The organism is Bacillus sp. NTK034 (assembly GCF_017303275.1).
In the GTDB taxonomy this organism is placed as follows: Bacteria; Bacillota; Bacilli; order Bacillales; family Cytobacillaceae; genus Cytobacillus.
In genome coordinates this window covers 1-255 of the sequence record NZ_JAFKOJ010000061.1, presented here as the reverse complement: position 1 = coordinate 255, position 255 = coordinate 1, and the positions used below count along the sequence as shown (strand labels likewise).

General features: G+C 52.2%; 1 protein-coding gene. It reads right to left on the bottom strand.

Features of this window, described 5'->3' with window-relative positions:
- Positions 1-255 (bottom strand): hypothetical protein (locus JI665_RS28400; RefSeq protein WP_206846315.1); only part of this gene is annotated, 255 nt, incomplete at both ends.

The window sequence follows — 255 nt, the reverse complement described above, 5'->3', positions numbered from 1 at the left end:
ATATTCAAAGTCGTCAAAACATCCTGATCTTTAGCAGATTGTAGCCAGTCCATGGCTTCGTCCAATCTCTTTTCGTGGTAGGCCAGGCGGGCTCGATTGAGCGCTTCGGTGGATTGAGCATATTCGGTTGGCAGGAGGGAGCTGAAGCGCTCCATAAAGCTCTGGGCCCGGCTGGGGTTGTTCGACTTCAGCGCCAAGGCGATCACATTACTATAGGTGAAGCGGGAAAGTTGGTCGTGATCCAGCAAGTAAGTC